Below are 23,179 nucleotides of genomic sequence, written 5' to 3'. Positions count from 1 at the left end.
CGCGGGCCCGGGACGACACCGTCCCGGGCCCGCTCACGTGTACCTCAGGCGGCCGCAGCGACCTGCGCCGGCACCTTCAGCCGGGCCACCCGCAGCCACCCGGCGGCGGCCTTCGCGGCGGAACCCAGGACCAGGCCCCAGGCGGCGCCCGCCACGCCCCACACGGCGAACCCGCCCAGCAGCAGCCCCACCGACAGCAGCGAGAACACCACCTGGAGCGAGAGGGTGGCCTTCGGTTCGAGCACGCGCAGCGTCAGCAGGGCGCAGGTGCCCAGGCCCATGACCGCGTACTGGGTCCCCGTGGCGGGCAGCAGCGCGGCGGCCGCCGGCCAGGTGTCGCCGAGCAGCTCCCGGCCCAGCCGGTCCGGCAGTACGTACAGCACCGCCGCCCAGCCCGCGCCCAGCACCGCGAGGACGGCGCCCGTCAGCACGGTCAGCCGGACCGCGCCCCGCTTTCCGCCGGCCCGCCCCACCACGGGCGGCCCGAAGGCGTTCGCCGAGTTGAACAGCACGTTCAGCGGGCCGAAGAGGGTGCTCGCGCCGCGCAGCGCACCGACGGCGAGCGGCGTCGCGAACGCGCCGAGCCCGAGCACGGCGAGCTGGCTGGAGCCGTTGCCCACGGCGAACTCGACCACGAAGCGCCGCCCCAGGTGCCCGCGCCGCAGATAGGGCCGCAGCTCACCGCGCACCCCGCGGACGAACGGCCGCAGCAGCCACAGCCCCAGCCCCAGCGCGGGCAGCGCGGACAGCCCCCACACCAGCACCAGCCGGCCCGCCGGCACCCCCTGCGGCTGCACGGCCAGCGCCGCGACCACGCACACCAGCCGCAGCATGTCCGCCGCCAGCGCCCGCTCGGGCACCCGCAGCGCGGAGAAGCAGTAGCGCAGCCCGTCCTGTACCAGGACCGGCGGCAGTACGAGGCCCAGCGCGAGCAGCGCCGGTCCGGCGTCCCCGGGCACCGCGAGGCCCGCCACGGCCAGTACGAGCCCGGCCACGGCCGACGCGGCGGCCGTGAACAGCACGGAGGAGCGGCACACCCTGCCCAGGCCCCCGCCCTTCTCCAGCACCACGGCCTGGCCGACGTAGGCCGTGTTGAGCCCGAGCAGCACGCTGAAGGCCACGTAGACCACCGAGAAGGCGGCGAACCCCGACGCCGACGACAGCCGGGCGGCCAGCACCAGCACCAGGATGTTCGTGGCACTGGAGGCGGCCTGGTCCAGGACCGAGGAGACCGCGGCGAGACCCCGCCGGCTCACCTCCGGCCCGTGCGGACCGTGCGCAGCGCCACGGTGTCGCTCCCTTCGCCCGGGGCGGGCTCCGCGGATCCGGCGCCCCCGCCGGCCGGCGGCCGCGGCGCGTCCGGGGCGGGGCCGGCCGCGGCCCCGTCCTTGGACCTGCCGCCGCGCTTGCCGGAGGGCAGCGGGGCGTGCAGCACCGCGCCCAGCACGGTCCCGCCGGCTCCGCTGATCAGCTCGCGGATCCGGGACAGGTCGCTGCGGTGCACGGCGCGCGGGTCGCAGACCACGAGGACGCCGTCGACGCGGTCGACCAGGGCGAGCGCGTCGGCGTACGAGAGCACGGGCGGCGCGAGCACCACGACGGTGGAGTTGGGGGAGTCGGCCTCGGAGATCAGCCGGCTGGTGCGCGGGGAGGTCAGGGCGCGGGGCACGTTGCGCACCCGGTCGCCGGGGATCAGGTCGAAGTCCCCGGACTCGGCGGCGTCCACGACGAGCCGGCGCCCGGCGGGCCAGTCGGAGTCGCCGTCCGCCGCGCCGTCCGCCCCGGTGCTCCAGCGCGGCCGGTCGCCGGTGTCGGTCGGCAGCTGGCTGGCCAGTACCGGGGTGCGCAGGTCGGCCTCGATGAGCAGGACGTCCTTGCCGGTCTCGGCGAAGGAGGCGGCCAGGTTCACGGCCACCGCGGCGGCCGTCTCGCTGCTGCCGCGCGGGGCGACCACCAGCAGCCGGCGCCGGTCGGCGAACCGGGAGTCGTAGGCGAGCCGGAAGGCCACCGAGCGGTACTCCTCGGCGAGCCGTGGATCGGCCTCCCCGGCCGCGAGGAGGGGGCCGCCGCCGGTCCGGTCCCGGGGCAGGTGGCCCAGTACGGGCGCGCGCAGGGACCGGGCCACGTCGCCCTCGGAGCGCGGCGCCGGGTCGAAGACCAGCCGGACCCACGCGGCGAGCAGGCCGAGCGCCAGGCCGACGGCCGCGCCGAGCGCGAGCGACATGGGGACGCCCGGCCCGTCGGGGGCGGCGGGCGGGGTGGCCGCGCTGGTGACCCGGCCCGGGGTCATGTCCAGGGCCTGGAGCTTGGCGATGTTGCCGTTGAGGGTGTTGACCTTGTTCTGGAGGTCGGTCCGCGAGGAGAGGGACGCGTCACGGGCGGTGCCCGCCGGCATGTTGTTGATCTGCCGGGCCACCTCGTCGAGCTGCTTGGCGACCGGGTCGCGCTGGGCCTCGTACCCCTTGACCATCGTGTCGCGGGTGACGTCGAGGGCCTCCCGCCGCTTGAGCAGGTAGGCGGCGGCCATGCCGTCGGCGCGTTTGGCGGCCTGCCGGGGGGAGGCCGCGGTGTAGGTGAAGCGCAGCACCATCGTCTGCGGCGGGTTGGTCACCTGGAGGCCGCCGCGGAACGCCGGGAAGTCCTTGGCGGACACGCCGAGCGTCTTCGCGGCCTGCTCGGCGATGGAGCTGGAGAGCGCGACCTGCCGTTCCGAGCCGATGTTGATGGCCTTGTCGGGGGCGAGGCTCGGGTTGAACGGGTCGTCGGTGGGCGCGCGCAGCACCACGTCCGCGACGGACACGTAGGTGTCCGCAGTGGAGACGCCCAGGTAGACGCCGCCCAGCAGGCCGACGGCCACGCCGGCGCCGAGGAGCCGGCGGTAGCGCAGGAGCTGCTTGAACTGGTCCCGGAGGAGATCGGGTTCGTCCTCGGCCGGGGCCGTCACCGGGCGGTTCGTCTCGGTCACGACCGGGGACCCCCGAGTGCTTCGTCGATCAGTGCGTCGATGCGGGCCAGGCCCGCTTCGCGGCTCAGGTGGGCCGCCACGTGGACGGGTCCGGCGGCACCGAGGGCGTCCGCGCCCTCGGGGTCCTCGGCCAGGGACCGGACGGCCTTCAGCAGCGCCTCGGGGTCTTCCGGCGGTACCAGCACCCCGGCCCCCGAACGCCGTACCTCCTGCGCGGTCCCGCCCTGCGCCGCGACGGAGGCGACGACGGGCCGCCCGGCCTGGAAGTAGGAGGTGAGCTTGGACGGCACGCTCATGTCCAGCACGGCGGCGTGCTGCGTGACCGCGAGGACGTCCGCCGCGGCGAGCACGTCCGGGAAACCGCCGTCGGCGGCCGGGGGGATGATGTCCAGGTTCGGCACGTCGGCGGCGAGGCTCGCGAGGGCCGTGCGCTGGCTGCCGTCGCCCATGAGGACGAAGCGGACCTCCGGATCCAGCCGGGCGGCGCCGACGAGGACTTCGAGGCCCTGCTTGAGGCCCATGTTCCCGGAGTGCAGGACGACGGTCTGGCCCGGCGCCCACCCCAGGTGGTGGCGGGTCTCCCCGCGCGGCTTCGTGGGCTTGGCCACGTGCGACCAGTTGGGGACGAGGCGGATCTTCTCCGGGGCCACGCCCATCGCCACGACCCGGTCCACGAACGTCTCGTGGATGACGCCGACCAAGGTGGCCCGCTTGAGGGCGTACGCCTCCGCGCGCCCGGCGAACGCGGCCGCCTTGTCCCCGCCGCTGATGCCGCTCTGCGCGGCCGCGGCGCCCATCAGGTCCTGGACGACGGGTACGAACGGCACCTTCCAGCGGGCCGCGAGCCGTGCTGCCGTCACCCCGCCGGCGAGGCTCGGCATCTGCGCCATGACCAGGTCGGGCTTCGGCATCCGGGGCGGGGCCACGGCACCGTGCAGCAGAATCGATCCTTCGAACAGGGCCCGCCTGACCGCGGTCTGACGGGGCGGCACGGTGTGCGCGCGCCGGTGCACGGTGACCCCCGCGCGCTTCTCGGTGTGCCGCAGCTTCCCCTTGTACTCCGGCTCGACCGACCAGGCCGGGTAGTGCGGCATGCCCGCCAGAACGTGCGCGTCGTGACCGGTACTCGCCCAGTGCTCCGCGATCTGGGTGGCGTACGGGCCTATGCCCGCATGCTCCGGGGCGTAGTTGGTGGAAACCAGCAGCAGGCGCCGGTGACCGGATGTGGACACTGAACGTCCCCTTCTCCCCTGGATGATGCGCACGTCACCCTATTCGTTCACCCGACCGGTATGGGAACGCGCAGGCTATTGTCGGCTAATCCGCCGCACCGGGGGTGCGGCCGCTGGGGGGTAACCGATGACGGAGCACGACATGACCGATCCTGTGCCGTCCACGCGCAGGCCGTACCGGGTGGGCTACGCACCCGGTGCCTACGACCTGTTCCACATAGGCCACCTCAACATCCTCCGGCACGCCCGCAGCCGGTGCGACTACCTCGTCGCCGGCGTGGTCTCGGACGAGATGGCCGAACTGGCCAAGGGGAGCCGTCCGATGATCCCGCTCGTCGAGCGGCTGGAGATCGTCCGCAGCGTCAAGTACGTCGACGCCGCCTTCGTGGAGACGGTCCCGGACAAGGTGGAGACCTGGAAGCAGGTCCGCTTCGACGTCATCTTCAAGGGCGACGACTGGCGCGGCACCCCCAAGGGGGACAAACTGGAACGGGACTTCGCCGCCCACGGGGTCGACGTCGTCTACTTCCCCTACACCGTGCACACCTCCAGCACCCAGCTGCGCCGGGCCCTGGACGCCCTCGCCCAGCAGGCGCACCCGCCGCTGCCGGAGCAGCTCACCGCCGAACGGCGCTGAGCTCGCGGAACCACTTCGCCAGGAACGCCAGCAGGAACAGGGCGGCGACCGCGCCCAGGCCCGCGTACGCCCAGCGGAACAGCGCCCCGCCGCCCAGCAGCAGGAACACCAGGCAGAACACCCCGTAGTCCACGGGGAGCAGCGCCACCGCGCGCAGGGTCGACGGGGCGGCGGCCGGGCTGCCCGGGGCGGCCTTCGGCTTGAGCTTCTCGGTCAGCAGCCCGCCGAAGAAGGTGACCACGGCGGCGAACTGGAAGCCCAGCGGCACCAGCAGCCAGGCGTCCGATCCGGTGCCGCCCCCTCCGATCCCGAACGCCTCGGGGAAGCGGTGGAAGGCGATGAGCACGCAGGCGTGCAGCGCGGTCAGCTTGGCGGCATCCACGACGTGGTCGAGCCACTCGCCCGCCGCGCTCCCGCCGCCGCGGAGCCGGGCGAGCTGGCCGTCGGCCGAGTCGAAGGCGAAGCCGACCGCGAGCGCCGCCCAGACGGCTATCCCCAGCCCCCAGGAGGGCGCGGCCAGCGCGACCGCGGCGACGGCGGCGAAGCTGAACGCGGCGCTGACCAGGGTGACCTGGTTGGGCGTCAGGCCCAACGCGTACGAACCGGCCGCCAGGTACCGGCCGGCGGGCCGGTTGACGAACCGGGAGTAGAGCGACACCCCCTTGGCCGACTTCTGCGCCCCCCGCAGTTCCCGGAGCGCGGTCCCGAATCTCCCCATGCCTGCCCCTGCCCTGTCCATGTGGTGATGTGTTCGCGTGTTCGTGTGTTCATGTGGTCGTGTGTTCACAGGAAGGGCACATCATCGCAGGGGGAGCGAAAGGTTCCGCTCCGGATCGGTCAACCCACGGAAGCAGCCGGCCGCCTCACCCCACCACCCGCAGCAGCAGCACCGACCGGGCCGGGACCGCCAGCGCCTCCCCGCCCCGGTGCCGGGTCCCCGGCGGAGCCTCCTGGGACTCCCGCGCGGTGTCCAGCACCAGCTCGTACGCCGTCGCCCACGGCGCGCCCGGCAGCATCCACTCCACCGGCCGGTCCCCGGCGTGCAGCAGCGCGAGGAAACTGTCGTCCGTCACCTGGCGGCCCCGCTCGTCCCGCCCCGGGATGTCCCGCCCCGACAGGTACAGGCCCACCGCGGCGGCCGGGGCGTACCAGTCCCGCTCCGTCATCTCCGCGCCCGCCGGGGTGAACCAGGCCAGGTCCCGCAGCCCGTCCGCACCCTGCGGCCGCCCCGAGAAGAACGCCCGCCGGCGCAGCACCGGATGGGCCTGGCGCAGCGAGACCAGCCGCCGGGTCAGCGCGAACAGGCCGCTCCACTCCGGGTCGGACAGCAGCGACCAGTCCACCCACCCCGTCTCGTTGTCCTGGCAGTACGCGTTGTTGTTGCCGCCCTGCGTACGCCCGAACTCGTCGCCCGCCACCAGCATCGGCACCCCCGTCGACAGCAGCAGCGTCGTCAGCAGGTTGCGCAGCTGCCGCCGCCGCAGCGCCCCGATCCGCGGGTCCCCGCTCTCGCCCTCGGCCCCGCAGTTCCAGGACCGGTTGTCGTTGGTGCCGTCCCGGTTCGCCTCCCCGTTCGCCTCGTTGTGCTTGCGCTCGTACGACACCAGGTCGCGCAGGGTGAACCCGTCGTGCGCGGTCACGAAGTTCACCGAGGCGTACGGCCGCCTCCCGCCCCACGCGTACAGGTCGCTCGACCCCGACAGCCGGTACCCCAGGTCCCGTACGTCGGGCAGCGCACCCCGCCAGAAGTCCCGCACGGCATCCCGGTACCGGTCGTTCCACTCCGTCCACAGCGGCGGGAACGCCCCCACCTGGTAGCCGCCCGAGCCCACGTCCCACGGCTCCGCGATCAGCTTGACCCGCCGCAGCACCGGGTCCTGGGCGATCACCGCGAGGAACGGCGACAGCATGTCCACGTCGTGCATCGAGCGGGCCAGCGCCGCCGCCAGGTCGAAGCGGAAACCGTCCACCCCCATCTCGGTCACCCAGTACCGCAGCGAGTCCGTGATCAGCCGCAGCACGTGCGGGCGTCCGGCGTGCAGGGTGTTCCCGCAGCCCGTGTAGTCGGCGTAGCGGCGCTGGTCGGACTGGAGCCGGTAGTAGCCCCGGTTGTCGACCCCGCGCAGCGAAAGGGTCGGCCCCAGCTCCCCGGCCTCCGCCGTGTGGTTGTAGACCACGTCGAGGATGACCTCGATCCCCGCCGCGTGCAGGGCCTTCACCATCCGCTTGAACTCGCCGACCTGCTGCCCCGCCGTCCCGCTCGCGGAGTACCCGGCGTGCGGGGCGAAGTACCCCACCGAGTTGTACCCCCAGTAGTTGCGCAGGCCGCGCCGCAGCAGGTGGTCCTCGTGCGCGAACTGGTGCACCGGCAGCAGCTCCACCGCCGTCACGCCCAGCGTCTTCAGGTGCTCCACCGCCGCCGGATGGGCCAGTCCCGCGTACGTGCCGCGCAGCTCCTCCGGAACACCCGGATGGCGCATCGTGAACCCGCGCACGTGCAGCTCGTAGATCACCGTATCGGCCCAGGGCGTCTTCGGCCGGACGTCGTCCGACCAGTCGTCGTCATCGTGGACGACCACCCCCTTCGGGACGTACGGGGCCGAGTCCCGGTCGTCGCGCACCGTGTCCGCGATGTACTGCTGCGGCCAGTCCCGGACGTGCCCGTACACCTCCGGCGGCAGCGAGAAATCGCCGTCGACGGCCCGCGCGTACGGGTCCAGCAGCAGCTTCGCCGGGTTGTACCGGGCGCCCGTCCAGGGGTCCCAGCGCCCGTGCACCCGGAAGCCGTACCGCTGCCCGGGCCGCACGCCCGGGACGAAGCCGTGCCAGATCTCGTGCGTCAGCTCGGTCAGGGTGCAGCGGGTCTCCGCCCCGAGGGCGTCGAAAAGGCACAGCTCCACCGCCTCCGCGCCCTGCGCCCAGAGCGCGAAGTTGGTGCCCTCCACCCCGGCCGGCCCCGCGTGGTAGCGGGCCCCCAGCGGGTGCGAGGAGCCCGGCCACACCGGTGGCGGCGGGTGCGCGGCCGCCCGTAACACCTTCGCCTGGACGCGCTCGCGTACGGCGTCCATCCCCTCGACGGGCCGGCCGGCATCGCTGCCGGCGGCATCCACCGCCTCTTGCTCGGCTGCGCTCGACACTGCCCGCCTCCACGGCTCCTCGGTACCGGCGGGGGCAATGCGGCCCGGCGTCCCGGCCAGGGCCCGCCCCGTCTGGTCCTTCCCACTGTTCTGCCCGGACTGTTCTGCCCGGAACGTGCCCGGCCCTCACGTTTCCCCCGGAGGGCCCCGGTCGTTGGACGGAACGTGACTCTTCTGACGAGGCGGGCAGGGGCGGGCTTGGCCGCCGTGGCGGCGTGGGCGGGCCTGCTGGGCGGGCTGACCGGCTGCACCGAGGACGGCGGCTCCCCCGTCGAGATCCAGCTGCCCGGCAAACCCCGATCCCCGGACGAGGCCATCCGGATCACCCCCGACGACAACGCCAAGGGCGTACCGGCCGAGGGCCCCCTGCGGGTGAACGTCCCCGAGGGCCGCCTCGAACGGGTCAGGGTCACCAAGGTCGAGGACGCCCAGGAGGAGGAGGTCCCCGGCGAGATCGCCGCCGACGGCCTCAGCTGGAGCCCCGACCCCGACGCCGGACGGCTCGCGCTCGCCGCCAAGTACACCGTCGACGCGGTCGCCCTCGACGGGCACAACCGCCGCCAGGCCCGGCACACCACCTTCACCACCTACGTCCCCGAGGAGCGGTTCATCGGCTACTTCAAACCCGAGAACCGCTCCACCGTCGGCACCGGCATGATCGTCTCCTTCAACTTCAACCGGCCGATCAAGCAGCGCGCCGACGTGGAGCGGGCCATCACCGTCACCTCCGACCCGGCCGTCGAGGTCGTCGGCCACTGGTTCGGCTCCGAACGCCTCGACTTCCGGCCCAAGACCTACTGGAAGGCCGGCACCGAGGTCACCGTGAAGATGAAGCTCCGCGACATCGAGGGCGCGCCCGGCTCGTACGGCATCCAGGACAAGACCATCCGCTTCACCGTCGGCCGCTCCCAGGTCTCCGTCGTCGACGCGGAGGCGCACACCATGGAGGTCCGCCGGGACGGGCAGCTGGTGTCCACCATCCCCATCAGCGCCGGGGCGCCGAAGAACACCACCTACAACGGCAAGATGGTGGTGATGGAGATGTTCGACGTCACCCGGATGAACGGCGCCACCGTCGGCTTCACCAGCGAGGACGGCAAGGGCGAGTACGACATCCCGGACGTCCCGCACGCCATGCGGCTCACCGCCTCCGGCACCTTCCTGCACGGCAACTACTGGGCCAGCCCGGACACCTTCGGCTCCACCAACACCAGCCACGGCTGCGTGGGCCTGCGCGACGACAAGGGCGGCGGCTCGGACACCCCGGCGGGCTGGTTCTTCGACCGGACGCTGGTCGGGGACGTGGTGGAGGTCGTGAACTCGCAGGACAAGACCGTCGCCCCCAACAACGGACTGGGCGGCTGGAACATGTCCTGGGCCGACTGGGTGGCGGGCTCCGCCATCGGCTGACGGCCCGCGCCCACCGCGCGGCGACTGACATATTCCGGACCGCCCCGCACCCCGGGGGAGCGGTGCAATCGAGTGATTGTCGGACCGGAATGCCGTACTCGCCGAGTGTCTTCCGTCCGCCGCGCCGAACCCCGCCCGCAGCCTGTCAGGGCCATCGGCGCGGGCAGGTGGCCGAGACATCGGACGGAGTGTCATGTCAGCAAGGAAATGGACCCTCGGGCTGGCCGTGGGCGTCGTCATCGCCACCGGGTCCCCCGCGGCCGTCGCGGCGGGCCCCGGCAACGAGCCGGCCGCCGCCACGGCGCGCACCCTGAGGGCCCCGTTGCCCGGCGGCCTCGGGCCCTGCATCCCCGGTACCCTCCCGGGCGAGGGCTGCCCGTCGGTCTGGCCGGACCCCAACAACCGGGACTTCACCGGCCGGGACGCGAACATCAACGTCTTCGTCGGCGGGGACATGCTGGTGCGCCGGGGCGCCGCCGAGGCCGAGGGGAAGGTCGTCGTCCTCGGCGACTTCGACATGAACAAGTCCGCCGGAGGACTGGTCTACAACGTCGGCATCGCCGGAGTCGGCTCCCGCGTCCCCCCGCCGAGCGGCTCCGACTTCCTGACCACCGGGGGCGACGTCAACGTCGCCCCGCGCCAGACCCTCCTCGCCGACGGCGGTGTCGTCCGCTTCGCGGGCGCCCTCACCGGCGGCGGCACCGTGACCGGCACCCGCATCCCAGACCCGAACGCCGCCGAACCCTACGCCCGCCTGCGCGGCGCGCTCGCCACCGCCAGCACCTGCTACGCGCTGCCCGGCGGAGTCCCGCGCACGCCGACCGGCCGGGCCGTGTGGAGCACCCAGGAGACCGTCTTCACCGGCGACGGCCGCTCGCCGCTCCAGGTCTTCAACGTGGACTTCGACCTTTCCGCCCATTCCGGCGAAGCCCAGCAGACGCTGCGCTTCGCCGGCATCCCGGAGAACGCCACGGTCCTGGTCAACGTCGTCGGGGAGAACCCCGCCCTGCGCGTCAACAACGTCCTGCTCCCCGCCGGGCTGCGCGAGCGGCTGCTGTGGAACTTCCCCGACGCCGAATCGGTCACCATCGCCGGTTCGGCGCAGCTCGGCGGCAGCGTCCTGATCGGACCGGAGGCCTCGGTCGCCAACGTGTCCGTGATCGGCATGAACGGCCGCTTCTTCACCGCCGGCAACGTGACCCACACCAGCCCGACGGAGACCACCGGCCTGGGCGCGGAGTTCCACGCGTACCCCTTCAACGGCGACCTGCCCGACTGCGCGACCGTCCCGCCGGCCAGGGGCTCGGTGTCCGTCGTCAAGCACGACGAGAACGGCCGGGCCCTTCCCGGGGCCACGTTCGAGCTGTGGAAGGAGACCAACACGGTCGACGGCCTCCAGCCCACCGGCGCGAACCCGGACACCAAGGTCGCCGACTGCACCACCGGCGCGGACGGGACCTGTACGCAGGTGGAGGAGCTCGGCACCTACTACTGGCGCGAGACGGCCCCGCCCCCCGGCTACGACCTGCCCGCACAGCCCGTCCACACGCTGGTCCTGACGGCCGAGAACGCCGCCCGGGGAGTGCGGTGGACGGCCGTGAACAACAGGACCCCCGTCCCTCCGGTCGAGAGTGCCCGGGTGGTGCTGCGGAAGGTCGACAAGGACACCGGCGACCCGCTGCCCGGCGCCCGCTTCGAACTGTGGCGCGAGAGCAACGGCACCGCAGGCCTGCAGACCGGAGAGCGGCCCGACACCCGGCTCGACGGCGTCTGCGTGACCGACGCGCGCGGCTCCTGCACGGTCGAGCTGCCGGTCAGCGAGCGCTACTACTGGCGGGAGGTCGGCCTCCCGGACGGCTACGAACGCCCCCGCGACCCCGTCACCGCCTTCGAGCTGGAACGCGGTGAGACCGAGGAGCTCGTCGTCGTCACCGTCCCGAACAAGAAGGAGGACGACGACCCGGCCGGCACCATCAAGGTGCTGAAGAAGGACGCCAAGACGAAGCGGCCGCTGCGCGGCGCGGAGTTCGAGCTGTGGCGGGAGACCGGACGCGCCGCGGGCCTCCAGCGGAGCGGCGACGACGCCGACGAGCGGGTCGGGGACGAGTGCACCACCGGCCGGGACGGCGTCTGCGCCTTCGACGGGCTCCAGAACGGCGCGTACTACGTGGTCGAGGTGGACGTTCCCGACGGCTACGTGCTGCCGCGCGACCCGGTGACGGGCCCGCTGACCCTGGACGGGCGCACCCCGGGCCACCGGATCGCCGTCACCCTCCTCAACAAGCGCGCGCACGACGGCCAGACCTGCCACTGCAAGGACAAGCCCGACCACGGCAAGCCGGACCACGGCCGTCCCGACCACGAAGGTCCCGACCACGGGGGTCCCGACCACGACGGCCCCGACCACGGGGGTCCCGACCACGGGCGGCCCGACCACGGGGGTCCCGACGGTCCCGGCTGGAACCCCGGCGAGTGGCCGCTGGGCGGTGACCGCAAGGCCTGACCGCCCGTCCGCCCCGGCACTTGGGACGGAACGGTGACACGACTGTGCCTATTCGTAATCTCCCCATGTGATTTCCTGTCGACAAGCGCGCGACTGTCCGTGCGCGGGGGACATGGGGAGAACACGAGTGAACCTGCAGCCGATACGCGGCCGCGTCCGCACCGGCCTGCCGGCCGTTCTGCTGGGGGCGGCCCTGCTGCTGACCAGCGCGTGCAGCGGCGGCGGCAACAGCGGGGGCAGCGGCGGGGACAACGGCAAGGCCGGGGGTGGCACGGCGAAGACCGGCACCGAGGCGTCCAAGGCCGTGGTCAACGTCAAGCCGGACGACGGGTCGAAGGAAGTCGCCACCAGCGGCGTCCTGAAGATCACCAGCAGCGGGGGCAAGCTGACCACCGTGACGGTGGCCGACACCAAGGGCAACGCGGTGGAGGGCAAGGTGGCCGCCGACGGCGCGTCCTGGGAGCCCGCCCGCAACCTGGCCGCCGCCACCGAGTACAAGGTGCACGCGGTGGCCAAGGACGAGGCCGGCCGGGAGTCCGCCAAGGACACCACCTTCACCACCCTGACCCCGCAGAACACCTTCGTGGGCCACTACACCCCCGAGGACGGCTCGACCGTCGGCGTGGGCATGCCGGTGTCCATCAACTTCACCCGCGGCATCACCAACACCGAGGCCGTCGAGAAGGCCATCACGGTCACGGCCGAGCCGTCCGTGCCGGTCGAGGGCCACTGGTTCGGCAACGACCGCCTCGACTTCCGCCCCGAGAAGTACTGGGCCGCGGGCACCAAGGTCACCGTGAAGCTCGCGCTCGACGGCGTCGAGGGCCGTCCCGGCGTCTACGGCAAGCAGACCCGCACGGTCACCTTCACCGTCGGCCGCTCCCAGGTCACCACCGTCGACGCCACCTCCAAGAAGATGGAGGTCGTCCGCGACGGCCAGGTGCTCAAGACCATCCCGATCACCGCGGGCGCCCCGTCGACGACCACCTACAACGGTCAGATGGTCATCAGCGAGAAGTACAAGGTGACCCGGATGAACGGCGCCACCGTCGGCTTCGGCGGCGAGTACGACATCTCGGACGTCCCGCACGCGATGCGGCTGTCGACCTCCGGCACCTTCGTCCACGGCAACTACTGGGCCTCCTCCAGCACGTTCGGCTCGGAGAACGTCAGCCACGGCTGTGTCGGCCTGGAGGACGAGCGCGGCGCCGGCGACCCCAACACCCCCGCGGCGTGGTTCTTCAACGAGTCGCTGATCGGCGACGTGGTCGTCGTGAAGAACTCCAAGGACAAGCAGATCGCCCCGGACAACGGCCTCAACGGCTGGAACATGGACTGGGCGGAGTGGATCAAGTAACCGATCCGCGTACGTGAGCCGGTGGCCCGGTGCTGTGACCCACAGCACCGGGCCACTTCGCGTGCAGCGCCCTTCTGGGGGAGACCCCCAGACCCCCTGGCCACTAACCTCCCCCGTATGACCATCTCTCTCGAAGTCTCCGAAGGCGTCGGCACCATCCTGCTGGACCGCCCGCCCATGAACGCCCTGGACATCGCCACCCAGGACCGGCTGCGCGAGCTCGCGGTGGAGGCCACCGACCGCGCCGACGTGCGCACGGTCGTCCTCTACGGCGGGGAGAAGGTGTTCGCGGCCGGCGCGGACATCAAGGAGATGCAGAACATGGACCACGCGGCCATGGTCGCCCGGTCCCGTGCGCTCCAGGACGCCTTCACCGCCGTGGCCCGCATCCCCAAGCCGGTCGTCGCCGCCATCACCGGCTACGCCCTCGGCGGCGGCTGTGAGCTCGCCCTGTGCGCCGACTACCGGATCGCCGCCGACAACGCGAAGCTCGGCCAGCCCGAGATCCTGCTCGGCCTGATCCCGGGCGCGGGCGGCACCCAGCGGCTCTCCCGGCTGATCGGCCCGTCCAAGGCCAAGGACCTGATCTTCACCGGCCGCATGGTCAAGGCCGAAGAGGCCCTCGCCCTGGGCCTGGTGGACCGCGTCGTGCCCGCCGCCGAGGTGTACGAGCAGGCGCACGCGTGGGCGGCCCGGCTCGCCCAGGGCCCGGCGATCGCGCTGCGCGCCGCGAAGGAGTGCGTGGACGCCGGTCTGGAGGCGGACATCGACACCGGCCTGACCATCGAACGCAACTGGTTCGCGGGCCTGTTCGCCACCGAGGACCGCGAGCGCGGGATGCGCAGCTTCGTCGAAGAGGGCCCGGGCAAGGCCAAGTTTGTATGAGCGCAGTCGTATGAGCGCAGTCGAGGGATGCCTCAAGACGCGCATGAGCGCGGCCGTATGAAACCCCTGAGGGTGGATTAGCCAGGCCTTAAGCCGGCCTTAAGGGCACCTGATGGTCCACCGACGGTGATCGCCGCACAGCGGAACGTCACCCCAGGTCAGGCTGGTTCATGCAGCCCTCGATTGCCTTTCGCATATGCCGGGACACCCCCTCGGAATCCATGGTTCCGGGGGGTGTATTCCCGTGGAACGGCCCGGACGGGCGCGCGGGCCGTCCATGATGGGTGCATGGCGGGCCTGGAGGGTGTGGAACAGCCGCGGCAGCGCAGCAGTGCGTCGGCCGTACGGCTCACGGCGGCGGTCGAGGACGAACAGGGCCTCAGGGCTCTGGAGTTGTACGGCAACCCCGCCGAGGCGGAAGTGACGCTGCCGTCCATGCCGGAGTCCGCGAGCACGGCCCGCCGGCTCACCCAGAGCGTGGTCATCCGCTTCTGGGGGCTGTCGCCGCAGATCTCCGAACACGCCGTCCTGCTGGTCTCGGAGCTCGTCGGCAACGCCGTGCGCCACACCGGGGCCCGGTCCTTCGGCTTACGGATGCTGCGCCGGCGCGGTTGGATCCGGGTGGAGGTGCGCGACCCCTCGCGCGGGCTGCCCTGTCTGATGCCGGTCCACGAGCTGGACACCACGGGGCGGGGGCTGTTCCTCGTCGACAAGCTCTCCGACCGCTGGGGCGCGGACCTGCTGCCGCGCGGCAAGATCACCTGGTTCGAGATGCGGGTCGCCGACCGCTGAGCGGCCCCGGAACGCCAGAAACCCCCTGTCGCCGAGGTGGGGCGCTGCGGGGGTTTCATGGGTGCGCCGAGGATCGGTGGGGTGTGTGATCCTCGGCGAGGGACTTCGCTCGGGTCAAAGGGAAGCCGTGGTTCCGACTATGGCAGACGAGGGCTCAAACGCCAAAAGTCCCGAGTCGGACATAAGTGTGCATATCTCAAGAGTTTCCATCTAAATCCTAGGTGAGATGGGCCACTCGCCTCGTAATCAACGAATAAATATCGACCGCTCTGTGTAAATCGTTGATCACATACCGGACACCCGAGTCTGGGTGCCCGTCCGGCGAAAGTCCCAAATTGGGTCAATCATTACTTTCGGTGTCATCCGGCTCTTAAATGGGCGCGTGCTCTGTTATCCAGACCGTCGTACGGCCCTGCGCGCCACGGCGGCGGCCGCCGCCGGCGCCCTCACCGCGGCCTGCGGCACGGGCGGCGGCCCGGCAGCGCCGGGACCCGTCCGTGCCGCCCCCGCCAAGCCCGCCCGGCCGGCCGGGCCGGCGCCCGCGGCCCCGGCCCCCCGCCGCATCCCGGGGCAGCCCGTGGAGATCGCGCACGGCCCCCGCGACCGGCCCCGGGTCGCACTCACCTTCCACGGCAACGGGGACCCCGCCGTCGCCCGCGCCGTGCTCGCCGCGGCGGAGAAGGCCGGCGCGCGGGTCACCGTACTGGCCATCGGCAGCTGGCTCGACGAGCACCCCGACATGGCCCGGCGGATCCTGGACGGCGGCCACGAACTCGGCAACCACACCCAGCGCCACCTCGCCATCAACGGCATGCCCGAGGCCGGGGCCTACGCCGAGATCACCGGCTGCGCCCAGCGCCTCAAACGGCTCACCGGCTCCATCGGCACCTGGTTCCGCCCCTCGCAGACCCAGTACGCCACCCCCCTCGTCCGGACCCTCGCCCAGCGGGCGGGCTATCCGCACGTCCTCTCGTACGACGTGGACTCCCTCGACTTCACCTCGCCCGGCGCGGCGGCCGTCATCCGCAACGTCACCGGGACGATCCGGCCCGGATCGGTGGTGAGCCTGCACTTCGGCTACGCGGACACGGTCGACGCGATGCCGCCCCTCCTCGAAGAACTCGCGCGCCGCGAACTGCGCGCGGTGACCACCACGGAGCTGCTGACCTCATGAAGACCACCCGCCTTCCCCGGAAGGCCGCCGTGCTGCTGGCCGGTCTGGTCCTCGCCGCCCTGGCGGGCTGCGGATCGGCAGACAAGGCCCCCGCCGAGGCCCTCGGCACCAAGGGGCCCGCCAAGCAGCCCGTCAAGGCCGTCCCGGCCGTGCCACCGGGCCTGGCGGGGATGCCCCCGCTGCTCGATCCCCACGACGTGTACGCCGCCGACCGGCCGAACAAGCTGTCCCCGGTGGTCAAGGACTTCCCGTCCCGGGTCTACGTGCCGAACACCAACTCCAACACGGTGTCCGTCATCGACCCGGCCACGTACAAGGTCATCGACACCATCCCGGTCGGCGTCCAGCCGCAGCACGTGGTGCCCTCCTGGGACATGAAGACCCTCTGGGTCAACAACAACCGCGGCCACACGCTCACCCCGATCGACCCGGCCACCGGCGAGGCCGGCAAGCCCGTCGAGGTGCACGACCCGTACAACCTGTACTTCACCCCCCACGGCAAGTACGCCGTGGTGATGGCCTCCATGGACCGCGAGCTGGTCTTCCGCGACGCGCACACCATGGACCGGGTGAAGACCGTCCCCGTCACCTGCTTCGGCGTCAACCACGCCGACTTCTCGGCGGACGGCCGCTACTTCATCGTCAGCTGCGAGTTCTCCGGCGAACTGCTCAAGGTCGACACCGAGAAGATGGAGGTGATCGGCCAGCAGAAGCTGCCCTTCGAGGGAGCCATGCCGCAGGACGTCAAGATCTCCCCGGACGGGAAGACCTTCTACGTCGCGGACATGATGGCGCACGGCATGTGGGTGCTCAGCGGGGACAAGTTCGACGTCCCCAAGCTGCTGCCCACCGGCAAGGGCTGCCACGGCCTGTACGTCAGCCGCGACTCGCGGGAGATGTACGTCTCCAACCGGGGCGAGGGCAGCATCTCGGTCTTCGACTTCAAGGAGAACCGCCTCACCAAGAAGTGGAAGCTGCCCGACGGCGGCAGCCCCGACATGGGCGGGGTCTCGGCCGACGGCCAGGTGCTGTGGCTCTCCGGCCGCTACAACTCCGAGGTCTACGCCATCGACACCGTCACCGGCAAGCAGCTGGCCCGCATCCCGGTCGGCGGCGGCCCCCACGGCCTCGCCGTGTACCCGCAGCCCGGCCGCTACTCCCTCGGTCACACCGGCATCTTCCGCTAGCGGACGCGGCGGTCCCGGACATGGCGGCAGGTACGGGTGAAGGGACCCGAACGGGACCCGCGGGAGCCTGCGGCGCCCCGGGCCGCTACCCTGAGCCGGTCAACAAGCACCGAGAAGGGGTGGACCCAGTGGCTGACATCGAGAGCGCACGGGCGACGTTCGACAAGTTCGACGTGAACGGTGACGGCTTCGTCACGGCCGACGAGTACAGCGCGGCCATGAAGGCGATGGGTGACCACTACGTCACCGCCGCGGTCGCGGACTCCGTGATCGCCGCCAAGGACAGCGACGGCGACAAGCTGATGAGCTTCGACGAGTTCTGGGCCTCCCTGAACAAGTAAGCGCGGCGCGTCCGCCTCCGCCCCGCCCGCCGGGGCGGGGGCGCGTCAGGCCCCGCCCTCCGGCGCCTGGGCCCGCGCCGGGCCCTCCACCTCGGACAGGGCCTCCACCTCGGACAGGGCCTCCTCCAGCCAGCTCAGCCAGAAGCTCTCCAGGGCGATGCCGCCGTGCAGCACGAGCCGGCGCAGCCGGTCCGCGGCCGCGTCCCGCCCCGCCGGGAAGTCCTTCGCCTCGATGGCCTCGTACGTGGCCAACTGCGCCCGGTGCAGCTCCAGATGGCGCCGCAGCTCCGGCCCCAGCCGCTGCGGCCCGACCACCGCCGCCGCGCGGATCCGCAGCAGCAGCGCGTCCCGCACCGGCTTCGGGTCCTGGCTCTCGTCCACCCACCGCGCCAGCTCCGCGCGGCCGTCGGGCAGCACCTCGTACTCCTTCTTCTGCCCGCGCACGGGCACCTCGCTGGGCAGCGCCCGGATCAGCCCCGCCTCCTCCAGCCGCCCCAGCTCCCGGTAGATCTGCTGGTGCGTCGAGGACCAGAAGTAGCCGATCGACTTGTCGAACCGCCGGGTCAGCTCCAGCCCCGACGAGGGCTTCTCCAGCAGGGCGGTGAGGATGGCGTGCGGCAGCGACATGCCGCCATCGTAGGTCGCCCCGCGCTCAGCCCAGCGCCGCGAGTTCCTCCGGGGTCCGCGGCCCGGGCGCCCCGTCCGCCAGCACCCCCCGGGTCCGCAGGAACGCCCCGACCACCGGCGCCCAGGCCGACCGCAGCCCCGCCGACGCCAGCAGCTCCGGGTCCGAGAGCAGTTCCCCGGCGGGGCCCGTGCGGATCCCGGACGGGGTCAGCACGGCCGCGTCGTCGGCCCAGCGGACCGCGAGGTCCACGTCGTGGGTGGCCATGACCACCGTGGTGCCGGCCGCGCGCAGGCCCGCCAGGACGTCCAGGAGGCGTTCCTGGCCGTCCGGGTCGAGCCCGGCCGTGGGCTCGTCCAGGATCAGCACCCGCGGGGCCATCGCCACCGCGCCCGCGATCGCCGCGCGCTTGCGCTGCCCGTACGACAGCAGGTGCGTCGGGCGGTCCCGCAGCGCCGTGATGTCCAGCGCGGCCAGCGCGCCCTCCACCCGCTCGCGGACCTCCGCCGCCGGCAGGCCCAGGTTCATCGGGCCGAAGGACACGTCCTGCTCCACGGAGGCCGCGAAGAGCTGGTCGTCCGGGTCCTGCACCACCAGCTGCACCGAGGTCCGCAGCCGGACCAGGCCCTTGCGGTCGTACGCCACCTCCGTGCCGCCGAGCCGCAGCGCCCCCGAGCCCGGCCGCAGGCCCCCGCTCAGCAGCCGCATCAGCGTGGTCTTGCCGCTGCCGTTGCGGCCCAGCAGCACCAGCGCGCGGCCCTCGGCGATGCCGAAGTCCACCCCGGACAGCACGGCCGGGCCGTCCTCGTACGCGTACCCCGCGCCGACCAGCTCCACCAACGGGGTCACAGCCACAGCTCCTTCAGTACGAGGGTCCCCGCGACCAGAGCGGTCAGCAGGGCGGCGGACCCCGTCAGGAACCGCCAGGACAGCGCCGCGTCGGGCACGAGCACCCGCAGCGCGCCGTCGTAACCGCGCCCCGCCAGCCCCTCCTGGAGCCGGGCCGCGCGGTCGAAGGCCCGGACGAACGAGGTCGCCGCGAGCCCGGCCAGCGAACGCCACACCGCCGCCCGGCCCGTCTGCCCGAGCCGGGCCGCCTGGGCGCGCCTGACCTGGGCCATCGAGTCCAGCAGCAGGAAGCCGATCCGGTACATCACCAGGGCCACGTCCACCACCGGCGCCGGCACCCCGGCCCGCACCAGCCTGGGCAGCACGTCCGAGACCGGGGTCGTGAAGGCGAACAGCAGCACCCCGAGCGAGGCCGACGAAGTGCGCAGCAGCAGCTCCACCGCGTGCCGGGGCCCGTCCGGGGCGAGGGCGAGGAACCCGTCCGGGCCGCCCACCGACACCAGCAACGGCAGTGCCCCGGTCACGCAGAAGCCCAGCGGGATCCGGAAGGCCCGCCACAGCTGCCGCCCGGCCACCCCGGCCGGCCCGAGCAGCACGGCCAGGGTCGCGGCGGCCACCAGCGGCCCGCCCGGCCAGGGCGGCAGGCACACCGCGGTGACGGTGAGCCCGAGCCCCAGCAGGGCCTTCTCCAGCGGGTGGCGGCCCCGCCAGCGGCTGGAGTGGGCCGCCACGTCGATCGGCAGCACCGGCTACGACTCCGGGGTCGGGCGGGCCGGCTCGGCCTCGGCCTCGGCCTCGGCCCGCGCGAGGGCCTGCGCCGCGCCCTGGCGGCGGCCCTTGCGGACGCCGAAGTAGTAGGCGAGCACGCCCGCCCCGAGTGCCGCCTGGAGGGCGAACAGCGCGGACTCGACCTCGCCCGACGGGGGCTCGTACAGCGGGGAGAACCAGGGCTCGTAGTCCGGCTTCAGCTCGGTGATGGCCGCCTCGGCCTGAGCGTCGGAGCCGGTGAACGGCTCCTCCTTGCCGTCGCCGAGCCCCAGCGCGAGCGGGATGACGGCCAGCGCCGCCACCAGGAGCAGCAGCAGGGTGTTGATCTTCGCGTTCCTGCTCATCAGAGCGCCGCCTCCTGCTTCGCCTGCTTGCCGCCGGTCAGCTTCGCGACCCCGAGCCGGACCAGGTCGGACTTGCTGGACTGCATCAGCAGCCGCATCACGAGCACCGTCAGCAGGCCCTCGCTGATCGCGAGCGGGATCTGGGTGACGGCGAAGATGCCCGCGAACTTCTCCAGGGAGCCCGGGAAGCCGCTCGCCGGGTCGGGGAAGGCCAGCGCCAGCTGGACGGAGGTCACGCAGTAGGTGACCAGGTCGGCGAAGAACGCGCCGGCGAAGACGGTCACCATCAGCGGCACGCCGGACTTCCGCAGCAGCCGGTAGACCCCGTAGCCGGCCCAGGGCCCGGCGATGGCCATCGAGAAGACGTTGGCGCCCAGCGTGGTGAGCCCGCCGTGGGCCAGCAGCAGCGCCTGGAAGAGGAGGGTGATCGTGCCGAGCACCGCCATGATCGGCGGCCGGAAGAGGATGGCCCCGAGCCCCGTCCCCGTCGGGTGCGAACAACTGCCCGTCACGGAAGGGATCTTCAGGGCGGACAGGACGAACGTGAACGCGCCGGACGCCCCGAGCAGCAGCGTGCTCTCCGGGTTCGCCTTCACCTCGCGGGTCAGCGCGCGGACCCCGTGGACGACGAAGGGGGCGGACGCGGCGCCCCAGGCGACCGCGTGCAAAGGGGGTAGGAACCCCTCGGCTATATGCATGGGTTGGGAGACCTCTCCAGCACCTCGTGGATGGACGACGCGCCCCGGCCGGTCTCCTGGCTCACGGGTACTGATGCCCTGGCTCCGCCTTCCCGGGACCGTGCGGTCTCCCGCGCGGGCCCAGTGGCTTCCCGCGGTGGGGGCACCTCCCGGACGGAGTCTGGGGGAGAGTGGAGCCGGACTTCCCGATCACAGTGGCGAGGGCCGCACCGGTCTTCCACCGGTTTCCCGAACACCAAGGCCAGACGACCCTAGTCGCCCGCACGGACCGTCACAACCCGGACCGATCCGGCCACCCCGGCCGCCACCCGGCCGCCGCCCCGCGGCACACCCCGGACGGGCCAGGCCCGCTGGCCCGCCCGCCGGGCGCCCGGCACGGTGGAGGACATGGCAGCCGACCAGAGCCCCCGCTACGAGGACCTCTCCGCCGTCTTCGTCAACTGCACCCTCAAACGCTCTCCCGAGACCAGCAACACCGAGGGCCTGATCGCGAAGAGCCGGGCCGTCATGGAGTCGGCGGGCGCCCGCACCTCGCTGATCCGCGCCGTCGACCACGACATCGCCACCGGCGTCTGGCCGGACATGACCGACCACGGCTGGGAGAGCGACCAGTGGCCGGTCCTCTACAGCCAGATCATGGACGCCGACATCCTGGTGCTGTGCGGCCCGATCTGGCTCGGCGACAACAGCTCCGTCATGAAGCAGGTCATCGAGCGGCTCTACGCCTGCTCCTCGCTGCTGAACGAGCAGGGCCAGTACGCCTACTACGGGCGCGTCGGCGGAGCGCTGATCACGGGGAACGAGGACGGCGTCAAGCACTGCGCCATGAACATCCTCTACAGCCTCCAGCACCTCGGCTACGCCGTCCCGCCCCAGGCCGACGCGGGCTGGATCGGCGAGGCCGGCCCCGGCCCCTCCTACCTGGACCCGGGCTCGGGCGGTCCCGAGAACGACTTCACCAACCGGAACACCACGTTCATGTCGTGGAACCTGATGCACCTGGCGGCGCTCCTCAAGCGCGCCGGCGGCATGCCGGCCCACGGCAACCAGCGATCCCTGTGGGACGCCGGCTGCCGCTTCGACTTCCCCAACCCCGAACACCGCTGACCGGGCGGCTCCGGGCCGTCCGCGGGTCAGCAGGTGTCGGGGTGCGGGAAGTCCAGCACGAGCCGCTCGGGCGAGTGCAGGACGGAGGTGTTGTAGGTCGGCTGGGTGTCGAAGGCGGCGCCGAAGGTCACGTACCCCTCGTAGTCGCCGGTCATGGCCATGCCCTTGAGCTTGCTGAGGTAGATCTTCTGGAGCCTGGGCCCCTGGTAGACGTTCTGCCCCGCGTCGTCGTGCCCGGCGGCGGGGTGCAGGCGGATCTCCAGGAAGTACTTCCCGGCCAGCGGCACGGGCTTGCCGGACCCGTCGTAGACCAGCTGGGACACGGGAGTGACGGTGACCGGGGGCACGTAGCCCTGGAGGTCGATGACGAGCCGGTCGTACGTGCAGTGCCCGCCCCAGCGGGCATTGACGACGAGCGGCGTCTGGGTGCTGGTGGTGGTCGTGGTGGCGGCGGACGCCGGCGACGCGGAGAGCGCGAGCCCGGCGGTGAGCAGGGCGCCCGTGGCGAGGGCCACGATCCGGCGGCGGTGCGGGTGACGCATGATGTCTCCCCGGTTCCGTGAGACGGGGACTGCCTGTCATCTCATAGGACACCGCCGGAGGGCGCGCGGTTCCGCGCGCGCCGCCTCAGTGCGCCAGCAGCGCGCTCAGCTGTGCGTCCAGGTCGTAGTGCCGCCGCTCCTGCCCGCGCGGCACCAGCTCCGTCATCCGCCGGCACAGCTCGCGCACGTCCTTGGCGCGGGCGGAGACCACGCAGCTCTGCCCGCCGTTGCTGAAGCCCAGCAGGACGCGCGGCTCCGAGCCGCTCCACCGCGGCCACACCTGGATGTCGCCCTCGCCGGTGGCGGCGCTCTGCCCGTCGAGCAGCAGCTCCCGCGAGAACACCCAGCGGGCGAGGTGCGTCCCGGCCCCCCGGAAGTCGACGGCCACCTCGTACGGGCGGTCCGTGCGGTAGACGAACCGGCCGGTCAGGGGCACGGACAGGGGGGCGGCTTCCAGCCGCAGCGGCAGGAGTCTCTGTTCGGTGATGGTGGCCATCGGCGGCTGCCTCTCGTCGCGCGTGGGGTCTTCCCGCGCCCCTCCCGGCACGCTATCCGCGGCCCGGGGGCGCGCCGCGGGGCCGAAGGTCCCGAGCCGCCGGGCCGCAGGGCCTCTTTTCGGCCGGGCG

General features: G+C 72.7%; 22 protein-coding genes and 1 riboswitch. Of the genes, 10 read left to right on the top strand and 12 right to left on the bottom strand.

The genetic code is table 11. The features are described 5' to 3' along the window. Positions 1–44 precede the first annotated feature (44 nt). The 3 genes from ACZ518_RS01510 to ACZ518_RS01500 are packed head-to-tail and all read right to left on the bottom strand — an operon-like array spanning position 45 to position 4,167. The gene (locus ACZ518_RS01510) at positions 45–1,256 is read right to left on the bottom strand and encodes an MATE family efflux transporter (protein ID WP_469111013.1); all 1,212 of its coding nucleotides are present in this window, start codon (positions 1,254–1,256) and stop codon (positions 45–47) included. Beyond that, positions 1,253–2,965 carry a lipopolysaccharide biosynthesis protein gene (locus ACZ518_RS01505; RefSeq protein ID WP_469111012.1) on the bottom strand — a complete coding sequence of 571 codons (1,713 nt, stop codon included), beginning with the start codon at positions 2,963–2,965 and terminating at the stop codon, positions 1,253–1,255. Before ACZ518_RS01505 ends, ACZ518_RS01510 begins: the two co-directional genes overlap by 4 nt. Beyond that, complete coding sequence (locus tag ACZ518_RS01500; RefSeq protein ID WP_469111658.1) at positions 2,962–4,167, bottom strand: glycosyltransferase; 1,206 nt, start codon at positions 4,165–4,167, stop codon at positions 2,962–2,964. Before ACZ518_RS01500 ends, ACZ518_RS01505 begins: the two co-directional genes overlap by 4 nt. Positions 4,168–4,324: 157 nt before the next feature. On the opposite strand from ACZ518_RS01500, the gene ACZ518_RS01495 reads away from it, so the two are divergent. Next, entirely contained in the window at positions 4,325–4,834 is a 510-nt protein-coding gene (locus ACZ518_RS01495) for an FAD synthase family protein (RefSeq protein ID WP_469111011.1), read from the top strand. Here ACZ518_RS01495 and ACZ518_RS01490 read toward each other — a convergent pair. Then, positions 4,815–5,552, bottom strand: a complete 738-nt coding sequence (locus ACZ518_RS01490; RefSeq protein WP_469111010.1) for a CDP-alcohol phosphatidyltransferase family protein — start codon at positions 5,550–5,552, stop codon at positions 4,815–4,817. The genes ACZ518_RS01495 and ACZ518_RS01490 overlap by 20 nt on opposite strands. Before the next feature lie 145 nt (positions 5,553–5,697). Beyond that, complete coding sequence (gene glgX, locus ACZ518_RS01485) at positions 5,698–7,902, bottom strand: glycogen debranching protein GlgX (protein ID WP_469111657.1); 2,205 nt, start codon at positions 7,900–7,902, stop codon at positions 5,698–5,700. Between the two features lie 243 nt (positions 7,903–8,145). Between glgX and ACZ518_RS01480 the strand changes: the two genes are divergently transcribed. The 8 genes from ACZ518_RS01480 (at position 8,146) to ACZ518_RS01445 (ending at position 17,620) form a co-directional block, all read left to right on the top strand. Beyond that, positions 8,146–9,381, top strand: coding sequence for a L,D-transpeptidase (locus tag ACZ518_RS01480; protein WP_469111656.1), 1,236 nt, complete (start codon positions 8,146–8,148; stop codon positions 9,379–9,381). Between the two features lie 193 nt (positions 9,382–9,574). Next, positions 9,575–11,884, top strand: a complete 2,310-nt coding sequence (locus tag ACZ518_RS01475; RefSeq protein ID WP_469111009.1) for a choice-of-anchor A family protein — start codon at positions 9,575–9,577, stop codon at positions 11,882–11,884. A 112-nt stretch (positions 11,885–11,996) separates the two neighbouring features. Then, on the top strand, positions 11,997–13,241 hold the full coding sequence (locus ACZ518_RS01470) for a L,D-transpeptidase (RefSeq protein WP_469111008.1): 1,245 nt from the start codon (positions 11,997–11,999) through the stop codon (positions 13,239–13,241). Between the two features lie 117 nt (positions 13,242–13,358). Beyond that, entirely contained in the window at positions 13,359–14,126 is a 768-nt protein-coding gene (locus ACZ518_RS01465; RefSeq protein ID WP_362459472.1) for an enoyl-CoA hydratase/isomerase family protein, read from the top strand. 183 nt (positions 14,127–14,309) lie between these two features. Beyond that, positions 14,310–14,918, top strand: coding sequence for an ATP-binding protein (locus tag ACZ518_RS01460; RefSeq protein WP_469111007.1), 609 nt, complete (start codon positions 14,310–14,312; stop codon positions 14,916–14,918). A 382-nt stretch (positions 14,919–15,300) separates the two neighbouring features. After that, entirely contained in the window at positions 15,301–16,092 is a 792-nt protein-coding gene (locus tag ACZ518_RS01455; RefSeq protein ID WP_469111006.1) for a polysaccharide deacetylase family protein, read from the top strand. After that, positions 16,089–17,279, top strand: coding sequence for a YncE family protein (locus ACZ518_RS01450; protein WP_469111005.1), 1,191 nt, complete (start codon positions 16,089–16,091; stop codon positions 17,277–17,279). The genes ACZ518_RS01455 and ACZ518_RS01450 overlap by 4 nt, the downstream gene beginning before the upstream one ends. Before the next feature lie 128 nt (positions 17,280–17,407). Then, a complete protein-coding gene (locus ACZ518_RS01445) occupies positions 17,408–17,620 on the top strand; it encodes an EF-hand domain-containing protein (RefSeq protein ID WP_007266682.1) in 213 nt (70 codons plus the stop codon). Positions 17,621–17,665: 45 nt separating this feature from the next. On the opposite strand, the gene ACZ518_RS01440 is transcribed toward ACZ518_RS01445, so the two are convergent. The 5 genes from ACZ518_RS01440 to ACZ518_RS01420 are packed head-to-tail and all read right to left on the bottom strand — an operon-like array spanning position 17,666 to position 20,904. Next, a complete protein-coding gene (locus ACZ518_RS01440) occupies positions 17,666–18,247 on the bottom strand; it encodes a PadR family transcriptional regulator (protein ID WP_469111004.1) in 582 nt (193 codons plus the stop codon). Between the two features lie 25 nt (positions 18,248–18,272). Next, positions 18,273–19,100 (bottom strand): energy-coupling factor ABC transporter ATP-binding protein, encoded by an 828-nt coding sequence (locus ACZ518_RS01435; RefSeq protein ID WP_469111003.1) that lies wholly within the window; start codon positions 19,098–19,100, stop codon positions 18,273–18,275. Further along, positions 19,091–19,840 carry a cobalt ECF transporter T component CbiQ gene (gene cbiQ, locus ACZ518_RS01430; protein ID WP_469111002.1) on the bottom strand — a complete coding sequence of 250 codons (750 nt, stop codon included), beginning with the start codon at positions 19,838–19,840 and terminating at the stop codon, positions 19,091–19,093. Before cbiQ ends, ACZ518_RS01435 begins: the two co-directional genes overlap by 10 nt. 3 nt (positions 19,841–19,843) lie before the next feature. Next, positions 19,844–20,206: an energy-coupling factor ABC transporter substrate-binding protein gene (locus tag ACZ518_RS01425; protein WP_469111001.1), complete on the bottom strand. Its 363-nt coding sequence runs from the start codon at positions 20,204–20,206 to the stop codon at positions 19,844–19,846. After that, positions 20,206–20,904, bottom strand: a complete 699-nt coding sequence (locus ACZ518_RS01420; protein WP_469111000.1) for an energy-coupling factor ABC transporter permease — start codon at positions 20,902–20,904, stop codon at positions 20,206–20,208. The genes ACZ518_RS01425 and ACZ518_RS01420 overlap by 1 nt, the downstream gene beginning before the upstream one ends. Positions 20,905–20,933: 29 nt before the next feature. After that, positions 20,934–21,159, bottom strand: a riboswitch (cobalamin riboswitch). 132 nt (positions 21,160–21,291) lie between these two features. Here ACZ518_RS01420 and ACZ518_RS01415 point away from each other — a divergent pair. Further along, a complete protein-coding gene (locus ACZ518_RS01415; protein WP_469110999.1) occupies positions 21,292–22,011 on the top strand; it encodes a flavodoxin family protein in 720 nt (239 codons plus the stop codon). 26 nt (positions 22,012–22,037) lie between these two features. Here the strand turns inward: ACZ518_RS01415 and ACZ518_RS01410 are convergent, their stop codons facing one another. Together ACZ518_RS01410 and ACZ518_RS01405 are read right to left on the bottom strand one after the other, a co-directional pair. Continuing rightward, complete coding sequence (locus tag ACZ518_RS01410; protein ID WP_469110998.1) at positions 22,038–22,553, bottom strand: AMIN-like domain-containing (lipo)protein; 516 nt, start codon at positions 22,551–22,553, stop codon at positions 22,038–22,040. Positions 22,554–22,638: 85 nt separating this feature from the next. Continuing rightward, on the bottom strand, positions 22,639–23,049 hold the full coding sequence (locus ACZ518_RS01405) for an SsgA family sporulation/cell division regulator (RefSeq protein WP_469110997.1): 411 nt from the start codon (positions 23,047–23,049) through the stop codon (positions 22,639–22,641). Between the last annotated feature and the right edge of the window lie 130 nt (positions 23,050–23,179).

Source organism: Streptomyces sp. NPDC033966 (assembly GCF_055575955.1).
This window is presented reverse-complemented; position numbering and strand designations above follow the sequence as displayed.